Below are 12,904 nucleotides of genomic sequence, written 5' to 3'. Positions count from 1 at the left end.
AACGCTTCACAGAACAATCTATGTGTTACACTGTTATCCTAAGAAAAACAGAAACCATGGGATTATTTAAAACAGCCTTAATTGGTGCCGCAGTTTACGGTGCCGTTAAATACATTACAAAAAAAGATGTTAATGGAAGGTCTATTGCAGACGACATTAAAGAAAAAGCGCCTGAATGGCTTGAAAAGGCAAAAGGCCTGAAAGAAGAGGTGGTTAGTGAGTATAAAACCAGGACATCTCCTTATGTTTAACATATAGCCCTGAACGATTTAACGCTCAGGGCTATTTTTTTTAATACCCGAGACTAGTATCGTCGCCACGCGGATCTGCACCGCCCTGGTAACCTTTCGGTGTACTTAATATTGCATCTACACGGCCTATTGACGTACGTGGAACAAATTTATATCCTTTACCTGTTAAATCAGTAATGGTGCTGCTGCTAAACACATTGGGTTCTGTATAAACTTCATCTGGCAACCATTGGTGATGGAAACGTTTGGCGGTAACTGCTTCCTGCATGTCCTGTCCAAATTCGATTACATTTAAAATGGTTTGAAATACAGATGTAATGATGGTTGAGCCTCCTGGTGTACCCACAACCATAAATAACTTGCCATCTTTTTCGATGATGGTAGGTGTCATAGAACTTAGCATACGTTTTCCTGGTGCAATGGAATTGGCCACACCACCTGTTACACCATACATATTAGGACTACCTGCTTTTACAGAGAAGTCATCCATTTCATTGTTTAACAAAAAGCCTGCTCCTTTTACAAAAACTTTACAGCCATATGCTCCATTCAGTGTAGTGGTAATGGAAACTGCATTTCCGTCTTTATCTACAATAGAGAAGTGTGTGGTTTGCTCACTTTCTTTTGCCGCAGGAGAACCAGCATTAATTTCGGAACTTGGTGTAGCATGTGCCCAACTTACATTAGTCATCCGGTTCCGCTGGTAATTTACATCCAGCAATCCCGCTCTTGGCACTTTATAAAAATCAGGGTCTCCAAGGTGAGTTGCACGGTCTGCATATACCCTCCGTTCTGCCTCTACAATCAACTGGACGGTTGAATCCTGGTTATGGCCCCATCTGGACATTGGATATGGTTCTACAGAATGTAACAACTGTACCAGGGCAATCCCCCCGCTTGAAGCAGGTGGCATCGTAATTACTTTGAAATCTTTATATTTCCCAACAATTGGCACGCGCCATGCGGCCTGGTAATCTTTCAAATCTTTTGCAGAAATGATCCCATTTCCACGGTTCATTTCTTTCACCATATATTCGGCAACCTTTCCTTCGTAGAATCCGGCACGACCTTTATCACGGATCAATTTAAAGGTAGCTGCCAGTTCAGGCTGAATTAATTTTTCACCTTTAACCCATTCACCGGAAGTCTTAACCAAGGCAGTTCCATCTGGATTGAATTTAACGAAAGATGCTTTTGCCCTGTTAAATTCTCCTGCTTGTTTTTGTGTAATCGGGAAACCTTTAGCGGCCAGATCTACGGATGGCTGTACCACTTGTTTCCAGCTTAGTTTACCATATTTTGCATGGGCTTTTACCATTCCGTCTACCGTTCCCGGTACACCAGCGGCCAAATGCCCCAACAAGCTTTTTTCTTTTATCGGGTTGCCATCAGCATCAAGATACATGTCTCTGCTAGCGGTGCCCGGTGCTTTTTCACGAAAGTCCAGTGTTGCAGTTTTGCCTTTGGCATCTCTGAAAACCATGAAGCCTCCCCCACCAATGTTACCTGCATTGGGATAAACAACTGCCAATGCAAATTGAACAGCTACTGCGGCATCAACAGCGTTTCCACCTTTTTTAAGGATATTTAACCCCACAAGAGAAGCCTCTGGATGTGCAGATACAACAACACCATTTTTGTAATATTCTACTGGCGCTTTTTCCTGGGCTGCACAGCCACAAAAGACAAATGCTAGTAGAGAAAGGGATAGATAGTACTTATGCATAGTTTACTATTATTTTAATTTTTGGTTAGTGGTTTACGTGGCAATTTTTCTTCTCGCTGCGCTGTATTGTACACAAATGCTGCTACAACTACAGCCGCCTGTTTCAAATCGGCTTCAATCAATCTGTCGTAGGTATCTTGATTGGTATGGTGGGTACGGGTAAAATATTCAAGCTTGTCTTGTGTAAATTCAAAACCAGGAATCCCCAAAGCATCAAAAGAGATGTGATCGGTAGATCCTGCATTGCGTTGAACGGTATATGTTGCACCCAGGTCATGGAAAGGTTTAAGCCATTCTTCAAATATGGGTTTAACGCCTGGGTTAGATTGCAGGTAGATACCCCTGATTTTTCCTGCGCCATTATCCAGGTTATAGTATGCTGAGATGTCCTTTTGCGCTGGTTTTAGGTTTTTTGTAGCGACATCACCAAAATGCTTCGCTACATAATTTTTGGAGCCATACAGACCTTGCTCCTCAGAACTCCAAAGTGCAATGCGGATGGTACGTTTGTTGTTTAAACCCAGTTTTTTTATAATGCGTACTGCCTCCATCATTACGGCTACGCCAGAGGCATTATCCGTTGCTCCAGTAGCCAAATGCCATGAATCCAGATGTGCACCCAGCATCACCACTTCATTTTTAAGTTTAGGATCTGTACCAGGAATTTCTGCAATTACGTTATAGCCTTTGGTATCTTCTTTAATAAATTTTGTTTTGATGTCCGCTTCCAGCCTTACAGGGTGTCCAGCTTTGACCAGCCTCAATATGCGCAAATAATCTTCTCCGCTTACATCCAATTCTGCACAGGCAGGTTTAGCATCAGCTGCAAAGGAAGCGGCAGCCGTCATAAAAACTGTACCATGGCGGCCTTTTGCCAGGCTAAGCACCAGTGCAACTTGTTCCTGATACAACAGGTCGTTTAACCTTTGACGGGTTGCCTTGATGCGTGCAGCTACAGCAGGATCTGCTCTTTTTAAAGGTGGAGCGGCTTCTACTGCGGCAATATCTTCATCGGTAAATCTGCTTCCGTCAGATTTAAATGTGGTAGCAAGGGTATCTTCTTTCACATCAAAAATGACAATTCTACCTTTCAGCTTACCCTTCATTCTTAGCACTTCGTTAGTATCTGGCTTTAATACCACAACATCAGATTTGATTAAACCTGCAGTACTGCCAGACCATGCTCTTGGTATTGCAATGATGGGATGGTAATACGGAGAGTTCATTGCCACATAAGTACGTTCCACTTCCCAGCCTTGCCCAAATTCTCCCCAGGGCTCCAGATTAACGTTTTTTAAGCCCCAGCCCTTTAAGGTATTTACAGCCCAGACTTGCGCCTTTTTAAGGCCGGGAGAGCTGGAAAGACGCGGTCCGTTTACATCGGTAAGGTAAAATGCCTGCGCCATAATTTCAGAGCGCTGTAAGCCCTCTTGTCTTATTTTAGACATGATGTTCAGGTCAACCTTTTCCTGGGCAAAAGCTGATGATACTGAACATGCAAGCATCACGATTGGTAAAATATTCTTCCTAATCATTTTATTTTTCCATATCCATTCCAAAATGGAGCCTAAAATATTTAATGATTGCACGGGCAATACCACCGCCACCAAATTGCTGAGGAAAAGCTTTTAAATCTGCATCATAAGTATCCTTTCTAGCATGTTTCCAATCGGTTTCCAATTGAATAGCAGAAATATTTCCTCCGGCTATCGAACCGTAAGCCAAAGTGCAATATCCACCATTAAAATAATTATCGGCTGCAGGGCCCTTATTCCCTACTCTGTTACTTGGAACAGCAGGAAGAAGCTCGTTTGCCAATAATGTTCCAAACGCAACATCTCCTCTTACCAAATCTGAAAACGTATAATCAGATGTTTTAGCAATTCCGTAAATACTAGATTTACCAGCTTTTAGGTCAAGATATTTATTGGTCAAAGTATCATTCAAATCTGCTATTGCCAGCATGTATCCAACTTCAATTCGGTCTTTGTCATGACCATGGCCATGCATATCTATATATAAACCTTTTCCAATATTATCTTTAACAATTTGTCTGGCTATTTTAATATACTGATGGTATTGAACATAGGCATCAAGCATTTTATAACTGGTTAAATACGATTCATCCCTGCTTCGATTTGGATCCAGTTTCTTTCTAGAAATTTGATTGATGATAATATGTGGCCTCATTCCTGTTCTCTTCTCCAAGGTATCTGCAACTCTTACTACAAGAGGCGTTGCGTAAATATCTCTTACAATTTCACCATCCGGATGGTCCCGATCATCCACACCAGCAGGCTCAAATATCCCATCGTGAGGCGACGAAAGAATAACAGGAGATTTTAAATCCCCTACCCTAAATTCTAGAGCATTCTCACCGTCAATTTTATAAAGAACCGTTGCTCCTTTCGTAAAAACAGCCTTATCATAAGCAATATCTGGCTCTACGTAATCTGGTTCATCAAATTCACTTCCTTTATTTTTGAAGCAGGAAGATAAAAAAAGCATAAGCCCTAATACCGATATTAAAAAACTAATTTTCTTCATTTTAATAGAGTTAATTTTGAGTAATTAAAGGATTTGCATTGATCTCTCTTCTTGGAATTGCCCATTGCCATTTTGAATCGTCGACAGCAACAGATGCCCAGTTGGTTAAGGAAGAATTTGCCCCTGTAGCAGCATTTCTGGTCAGTGCTGTACGTGTTCTTTTCAAATCAAGAAAGCGAAATCCTTCTCCCCAAAGTTCTATTCTCCGTTGGATCATAATAGCAGCCACTGAAGTTGAGGTCACAAGAGCTGCGTATTCCGGATCTCGGTTGGATGCCAGCGGCAACAAAGCCGCATAGGCAGCGCTTAAGGATCCCCCTTTAGCTTTGGCTTCAGCTTCTATGAGGTACATTTCCGCAACACGCATGTACGGGATATCTCCAACACTAACTGCAGGATCTTTAACCATAAATTTACGGTGCATTTTAGGTGCCCTTACCTGGGTAGTAGATGGTAAACCTGTAGACACATCAATTACGCCGGGAAAATCCTTAGCTGTAGACTCTTGCCCATCCCACCACAATTTCCGTCTAATATCAGATGCATTGATGGCTTCGTACAAGGCATAATTCATCACTTTAGGATTAGACCTTGTATGTACGGAATTGTAATTTGCAGACATGTAGGCAAAGAAGGAACCATAAGTAGGTAATTGATCAGTTAATTGATGCGCACCCCACATCCATTCTACATTATTAATATCGTTAAATCCGCTCAAATAATCTGCATTATTCATCAAACTCAGACCCGCCCTTGCTTCTGCAGCATATTTAGCAGCATCTGTCCAGTTTCCCATCGTTAAGGCTACCCTTGCTTTTAAGCCCTTAGCTACATTAATGTTAATGTGTGTTTTATTTACCGGTTGCGGTGCACCCGTAAGGCTAAAAATTGCAGAATCTAAATCTTTATTCACCTGTGCATATACTTCATCAACAGTTCCCCTTGGTTGTGGTGTTAAGGTAAATTCAGTTAAAATGGGGACTCCTGGCTGAGGGTTAATACTTGCACTGGCTCCTTTATAAAAAGGACGGGCAAATAATTGTACCAGTTGAAAGTGTGAATAGGCCCTGATGGCCAATGCCTCACCAACCACCATTCTGCGCTGATCGGCAGTAGCCTGGACATTTGGCACTGCAGCCAAAATCCTGTTGGCATTTGAAATCAGCTTATAATACATCCTCCATACAAAGTAAGGAAGGTCACCAGCTTCAGTCCTATGGTCAACCCATCTATAGGTATCCCGAAAATAAGAAGAACCTCTGGTGGTGTGGACAACATCTTCTCCCATGTAATCCAAATCAATCATTACGGCCGGATGACCATCCTGCTCTTGATTGGAATATTGCATATACATGGCCCTATAGGTTCCATTAAGAGAATTATTGATTGCTGTAATAGAGCCTAGTGCCTCCTCTTCCGAAATTGCATTGGTAGGGGTGGTATCTAAATAATCTTTTTTACATGATGCAATCAGCAGAGAAACTGCCAAACAAGCAAATCCTAATTTATATCTAAAATTCATCATGGCATTAAAGTGTTAAATTTAAACCCAGGCTAATAATCCGTGCCGGAGCGTAAGTGTAAGATGAAGAACCGGTGTAAGTCTGAGAAGGATCTAATCCTTTACGTTTTGAGGTCATGAAGATATTTTCACCATTCAAATAAACCTTAGCGGCCTGCATGCCAAATCTTGAAAGTACTTTTTTAGGCAGGCTATAAGTAAAAGCAGCAGTTTTTAAATGCAGGTAAGAAGCATCTACCAAGAAGCGGTCGCTATTTGGAATAGCGAGGTTACTCAACACCCTCCTTGGTACGTCTGTAATATCACCCGGTTGTTTCCAGGCATTTAATGCGTCCACATGTAAAGCGATTGCAGATGATGATCCTCCTGTCATTAAATCCTGATAATCGTTATCGTAAACTAAGCCCCCAACCTGATAGATAAACATGAGCTGAAGCGAGAAGTTTTTATAGCTAAACGTATTGTTTACACTACCAAAATAATCAGGAATTGCACTGCCAGCATACCTGTACCTGGCCAGAGATGAAGTGGTAGTTAATACCTCTCCGCTTTCCGTAAATACTTGTCCGGAAGTAATTAGGGCCGTGTTTGCAGGGGTGTACATATCCAATCCTGTTGCCGGATCAACACCTCTCCAGTCACGCACATAAAACTCATAGATGGATCTGCCTTCCCTATAACGTCTTAGGCCGGTGATCAAACCATCGTAAGAATCTGGCAAGGTTAAGATTTTGTTCCCCATGGTGGTCCAGTTAACCGTAGTTGTCCATTTGAAATTTTTCTTCCTTATAATATCGCCTGTTAAAGTAACCTCAATTCCCTGGTTCAGCATACTTCCGAAATTGTCATTCCGACTGGTGAGCCCAGAGCTTAGTGGTACAGCTACATCAAACAATAAATTATTGGTTTGGCGTCTGTAGTATTCCACACTACCAGAAATCCTGTTTTTAAATGCAGAGAACTCTACGGCAATATCTGAATTGATATTGGTTTCCCATTCTAAGGAATCCACCCTAATTTGGGTCATCAAGGTACCCGGCTCGGTTCCATTGTTATAACTTAATCCGTATAAGCCCTGGTAAGCGAAATAATCACCCAGGTTATCATTTCCCACTTCACCATACGAAGCACGGATTTTTAACTGGTCTATTTGCTTTACTTTAAAGAATGCTTCCTGATCTATGTTCCAGGCACCGCTGACAGAGTAAAATTTACCCCATCTGTTTGTTTTGTAAAACTTGGAAGAACCATCTGTTCTAAATGATGCAGAAGCAATATATCTTCCATCATAAGAATAGTCTACCTTAGATAAGTAACCTTCAGTTTTATAAAGTCTATCATAACCGTTAAGGTTGGTTACTACCGCATAGTTGTCAATAGCTGTACTGGAGGATGTTGCCTGACTGGTTGCAGAACCTGTTAAATTATCAAAATAATTTAGGTAAGACTCATGACCAATCAATGCCTTTATGCTGTGTGCACCAATCTTTTTGGTGTAGTTTAACAACTGGTTGAAGTTGAGGTAAGCATAGAAATTGTTGGTCCTTACCGCTCTACCCCTGCCTTGGGCATCACCTATAATACTATTGTCTACCACGTTAGACCTGTAGTTATTTAAATTGGCACTAAAAGTAGTGGTAAATTTAAAGTCTTTCAAGAAAGTCATATCCACATTTGTATTGGCAATGATGGCATTCTTACGGATTTGGTTAATATTGTATAAAGTCTCAGCCAAAATATTCCTTCCAGTCATGGACGGCCTGTAATCTCCAGGATCATATTGTTTATTGCCATTTGCATCCAGAATATAAGCCCCGGTAAATGGATCGTGTAGATGCACAGGATAAATTGGTGCCATTAGTAAATCCACATAAAATGGGTTCTCATTGATCCCGCTGTTTTCATTGGCACGGCCTGATTCTGAATACGTACCATTTAAGGTAAAGCCTGTAGATAGCCACTTTTTAGGCTGGGAGTTCATCCTTAACCTGGTAGAATAACGTTTAAAATCGGACCCTATTGAAAATCCTTGTTCATTTAAATAAGCCAATGAGACATAATAATCGTTTTTTGCAGATCCGCCACTCAAACTAACAGAAGCATCAGTTCTTAGTCCTAAGCGCTCCATGGCATCTTTAAGACTCATGTCTTCTTCATATAACAACCGTGCCGCAGGATTAATCGTTCCGTCGGGCAATACAATTTCGTTATTTGCTACGTTAAAAGGATTCCATCTTAAAATGCTGTAAATATTATTGGTTGCCAATCTATTCACCGAATCAGCAGGTGCTCTTGGAAAATCCGCAGCATAATCTGCTCTCATACTTTCCCACATTAGTGGATAAAACTGATAAGCATTTACCCTTTCATACACTGGCAAGGCTCTTTCTGAAGCTGCCTGAGTATATTTAAACGAAAAAGTATTCCTGTTTTTCTTTCCTTTTTTAGTGGTGATTAACACAATACCATTCGCTGCACGTGCGCCATACAAAGCCGTAGAGGCAGCATCTTTCAATAAACTGATGGTTTCAATATCATCAGGATTGATCATATTGATATCGCCTTCATAAGGCGCACCATCTAAAACGTACAAAGGGTTATTGCTATTTGAGATGGAACTAAATCCCCTGATGCGGATCTCTGGCCCTTCACCCGGCTGTCCATTACCAGTAGAAGTTTGCACACCAGGCGCAGCTCCAACAATTGCATTGTTTAAATTACTGATTGGTCTTTGTTCTATATCTTTAGCTGTAATTTCCTTTACGGAATAAGTCAGCTCTTTTTTGGTAGATGTACCAAAAGCTACTACAACTTCTTTTAGCTGAGTACTTTGTACCTGAAGAGTAACTGGATATGCATTTGCGGCAGTAATCGGAACCTCTTTAACTGCATAGCCCAGATAGGCAAACATCAGTACTTTATCCTCGGCCTTAATGGTAATCTTGAAATCACCATCCACATTGGTTACCCCCTGTGTCGCCGTCCCTTTTACCCGAACAGAAACACCTGGTAATGGTAATCCATCTTCAGAATCTACAACATGACCGGTAATTACCCTGTTTTGCTGGTTTCTAGTCGTGCTAACAGGCCTGGATTTAACTGTAATTATTTTATCTTCTATACTAAAACTTAAGGGTTGCCCATTTAGCAGCGTAATTAATGCCTGCTCAATAGTTACGTCTTTTACGTTGATATCTACCGGATCAATTTTAGATAGAACTTCATTGTTATAAATGAAAAAGTATCCGGTTTGCGACCGCAGTTCTTTAAAAGCATCTTTTAAAGAAATATTATTCTTTGAGATGCTTACATTTTGGCCAAAGCTGGTTGCACTAACCTGCAAATTGACAATAAAAAGGATAATTGCGACAAGCTTCATTATCAAAAAGATTTTCTTTAAAATTCTGGAATCATTCATGTTTCCGGCAATTAATGCCAAAAGCACTCCAAAATGTATTCTTTGTTTCATACATTTGTGTATCTAAGGTTGGGCAATGAGGTAAAATTGTTTCTAACAGCCTTGATTAATGCCTTTCCTGGCCGCAATCCGGGGAAGGTTTTTTTTTCTGCTGTATTTCCTGATGAAAATCAGTTGAGGTTTGTCGAGTATCTATTTCTTCATATCGTTCAGTTACTTTTTTGAGCAAATTATTTTATTTCCATCTATACTTAATGTCAGATCTCCTGTGGTTTCCAGCACTTTTAGCACCTTTGAAAGGTTGGTAGCCCTGGGTATTACTCCGGTAAAAGCTATATTAGGTTTGGAACCTTTGTAAACTACATCTACGTTGTACCAGCGGGTAACACTGCGCATAATTTCTTCTATTCCGGTATTATCAAAAACGAAGATGCCTTTTCTCCAGGCCATTACACTCTCTACATCTGCCTTTTCTACTTTCTCTCCGCTACCATTTGGCTGGTATTTTACCTGCTGGCCTGGCTTTAAGATGTACTTACTGCTGTTTCTGCTAAACTGAACGGAGCCTTCCAACAATGTAGTTGTGGAGAAATTTTCCTCGGCATAGGTCATCACGTTAAAATGAGTACCTAACACCTTTATTTCTGCTTTATTTGCCTCCACGATGAAAGGCATATCTTTATTTTTAGAAATTTCGAAGTACGCTTCACCCGTAAGAATTACCTTTCTAAATTTACCTGAAAATGCGGTAGGGTATTTTAAGGAGGATGCTGCGTTTAAAAAAACCTTACTTCCATCAGGTAATACCACTTCGTATTGCCCCCCTCTCGGCGTGGCCAAAGTATTTAAACCCGCACCTGCATTTTCTATGGCCTCATGAGCAGCACCATCATAAACCAATTGGCCATTTGCTGTTCGTGTTAATACATTATTGCCTTTTTGGCTCAGCACCCTATTTTCATTTTTATCTAAAAGTACCACAGATCCATCAGCCATGGTAAGCACTGCTTTATTGGTTCCCGGCGCAATATCTTGAACTTTAGCTACAGCTGTAGCCTGCTTTTGAACTTTTTCGGCAGTGATCAGATGATATCCGATGCCGCCTATGATGAGTACAACTGCAGCGACCATCATTTTATACCAGGGATAACTCCTTTTAACTTCCAGGGTGGAATGCTGAATCCCTTTAAACAGGTTATCCCATTCCTGCTCTGTTTTTTCAGTTTCAGAAACAGCCATAATGTGTTTTTGATCCATGAACTGAAAAAGGAAGTCCTTATTCTCACTTTTTTCAATGTGCGAGAATAATTCCTGGTACTCTTCCCAGCTACAAGCCTTGTTGATGTATTTATCCAACAGGTAATCGAACCTCTCCTTATAATCAGACATTTAAAAACACGTTATGAAACATATATTGGGCGTTAACTTGATATTGCATATTATTATTTCTCTTTATAAATTCTGTTTGTTATTATATAGACTGCTTAGGTTCCGAAAGGGACCGTTTTATTTTAAAAAAAATGAAATATTAAATTATTACTACCAGATTTCACCAAAGGACAGTGAACCGAATGAAATTCACCCTGCAATAGCATGCAGGAAGCATGTATTTAGTTGATGTAACTCACTAAAAGGAACATGAAAATAGAGGCCTGTTGCAAGCGTGATTTTAAATGCTTCAAAACTTCTACAATGATATTTTTAACACGGCTTTTAGATAAACCTGTAGCATCTGCAATCTCTTCATGACTCATGTCTTCAAATCGACTCATTCTAAAAACCGCTTGCTTTTGGGTAGATAATTTCAACAATGCTTTATCTATAACCAACATACTTTCTTTAACCTGCATTAAAGACTCGGTATCATTACTACAGGTTTGGGTATTTTCCCAGGCATGTTTCATCATCTTTTCATTGCGTGCTACTTTAGTTAAGTAGTCATAACATTTATTACGTGCAATGGTATAAATATAGTTTCTTGGATGGTCTACTCCCGAAAGAGAGCTACGGTTATTCCATAATATGACAAAGGTCTCCTGAACAATCTCTTCCGCATCGGCAGTAGAATGAATGAAGTTCTCAACAAATGTAAATATGGTTTTCTTGTACAGATCAAATACCTGCCTAAAAGCAATCTGATCACCTTCAGCAACCTTCAGGAGCAATTCTTTGTCAGCAAATAAATTATAAATCGCCATTATTATTTTATCTATGCATTAACTTTTACCGAATGATTGTGGCATCCAATGCCCCCTGCTAGCAAAAAAACCTAATAGATCCTTTTGATGCACTGAAAATACGCATAACTCTTTAAAAACCAAAATATTTAAAACAAAAATGCAATAAAACTGTACAGATTGAGTTAGCGTTTAAAAAAACCCGACATTTCAGCCCCATTGACGCTAAATCGTTGCCAGTTAGGAAAGAAAAAAACGTCTAAACGAATAAGGCCTGAAAAATCCATTTCAGGCCATTACAAATCAAACTAAAAAAAAGAAAATCACGAGGCTTTAGCCTTCAATGAAAATCAAAACGGTTATTTCTGAAGAAAATGAATTTTTAAGCCAATAGATAAATTACCTTCTGAATATTGCCTCAATGTGCCACTAAATGGAGAGGTGTAGGCAAACTGAAGCTGGTATTTATTATCGATTTGAAAACCCAGGCCAGCACTCAAATTTTTTGTGCTGTGGTAAAGTGCCAGAATGTTAAAGCTATCCTTCAAAAAGGAAGCATTTACGCCTGCATCTAAAATGTTTCCATAATTTTTAATACCACGATAAACCACTTTGGGTTCCAATGTGGTTACTTCACCAATAAATTTGTAACTCAGTGCGGAATAAAAAGTTGAAGGTGTATAGGCTCTCTCCTCTTCTTCTTTATAAAACAACTTGCGAAGATTAGGTACTACACCTTGTACGGTAATATTTTTATAATTGTATGCTGCACCAAAATCTCCATCAATATAGGCAGTTTGATTGTTATACCAACCAATTTCGGTATCCCCTTCATCGCCAATGATATTTCCGGTATTGATCTTTTCTGTAGTTACACCTGCAGACAGGCCAAAACTCACTTTACTCTCGTCGTTAATTGGAAGGTGATAAGCATAAGTTGCTGTATAACGGAAGATATCGATAAGGCCGTCTCTATCCATATTTACATTTACACCTAGGCCAACTTTTCCCATTCCGTAATCAGCGGTAATGTTATTGGTTACTGGCGTACCCTCCACTTTTGTCAATTCTCTTTTATAACCCAAGTTCAATGTTAGCCCTTGATTGTCGCCAGCATAGGCTGGATTTGCAAGGTATTGATTTTGGTAGTACATGCCTAGGATCGGATTAACCTGAGCCGCTGTTTTTTCAACCATTAAAAAGGAAACAACTACGGTAAAAAGACTAGCAGCGATACAGTTTAATTTATAATTCATCTTCGTA

At 40.0% G+C, this 12,904-nt stretch carries 9 protein-coding genes; 1 reads left to right on the top strand and 8 read right to left on the bottom strand.

The genetic code is table 11. The features are described from left to right. Positions 1 to 56 precede the first annotated feature (56 nt). Positions 57 to 251: a YtxH domain-containing protein gene (locus LPB86_RS10140; protein WP_230643169.1), complete on the top strand. Its 195-nt coding sequence runs from the start codon at positions 57 to 59 to the stop codon at positions 249 to 251. 40 nt (positions 252 to 291) lie between these two features. Here the strand turns inward: LPB86_RS10140 and ggt are convergent, their stop codons facing one another. The 8 genes from ggt to LPB86_RS10100 all read right to left on the bottom strand — a co-directional run bounded on the left by ggt (position 292) and on the right by LPB86_RS10100 (position 12,897). Beyond that, positions 292 to 1,977, bottom strand: a complete 1,686-nt coding sequence (gene ggt, locus LPB86_RS10135) for a gamma-glutamyltransferase (RefSeq protein WP_230643166.1) — start codon at positions 1,975 to 1,977, stop codon at positions 292 to 294. A 14-nt stretch (positions 1,978 to 1,991) separates the two neighbouring features. Further along, positions 1,992 to 3,512 (bottom strand): M20/M25/M40 family metallo-hydrolase, encoded by a 1,521-nt coding sequence (locus LPB86_RS10130; protein ID WP_230643163.1) that lies wholly within the window; start codon positions 3,510 to 3,512, stop codon positions 1,992 to 1,994. A 1-nt stretch (position 3,513) separates the two neighbouring features. Beyond that, positions 3,514 to 4,524 (bottom strand): N-formylglutamate amidohydrolase, encoded by a 1,011-nt coding sequence (locus LPB86_RS10125; RefSeq protein WP_230643160.1) that lies wholly within the window; start codon positions 4,522 to 4,524, stop codon positions 3,514 to 3,516. A gap of 10 nt (positions 4,525 to 4,534) precedes the next feature. Beyond that, positions 4,535 to 6,049, bottom strand: coding sequence for a RagB/SusD family nutrient uptake outer membrane protein (locus LPB86_RS10120; RefSeq protein ID WP_230643157.1), 1,515 nt, complete (start codon positions 6,047 to 6,049; stop codon positions 4,535 to 4,537). 4 nt (positions 6,050 to 6,053) lie between these two features. Continuing rightward, positions 6,054 to 9,515: a SusC/RagA family TonB-linked outer membrane protein gene (locus LPB86_RS10115; RefSeq protein ID WP_230643154.1), complete on the bottom strand. Its 3,462-nt coding sequence runs from the start codon at positions 9,513 to 9,515 to the stop codon at positions 6,054 to 6,056. Between the two features lie 162 nt (positions 9,516 to 9,677). Continuing rightward, the gene (locus LPB86_RS10110) at positions 9,678 to 10,853 is read right to left on the bottom strand and encodes a FecR family protein (protein WP_230643151.1); all 1,176 of its coding nucleotides are present in this window, start codon (positions 10,851 to 10,853) and stop codon (positions 9,678 to 9,680) included. A 221-nt stretch (positions 10,854 to 11,074) separates the two neighbouring features. Beyond that, positions 11,075 to 11,662: an RNA polymerase sigma factor gene (locus LPB86_RS10105; protein ID WP_230643148.1), complete on the bottom strand. Its 588-nt coding sequence runs from the start codon at positions 11,660 to 11,662 to the stop codon at positions 11,075 to 11,077. 338 nt (positions 11,663 to 12,000) lie between these two features. Further along, positions 12,001 to 12,897, bottom strand: a complete 897-nt coding sequence (locus tag LPB86_RS10100) for a PorP/SprF family type IX secretion system membrane protein (protein WP_230643146.1) — start codon at positions 12,895 to 12,897, stop codon at positions 12,001 to 12,003. Positions 12,898 to 12,904: the final 7 nt, after the last annotated feature.

Source organism: Pedobacter sp. MC2016-14 (assembly GCF_020991475.1).
GTDB lineage: Bacteria > Bacteroidota > Bacteroidia > Sphingobacteriales > Sphingobacteriaceae > Pedobacter.
The sequence above is the reverse complement of the archived record's forward strand: the minus strand, read 5'-3'. Positions and strand labels throughout refer to the sequence as shown.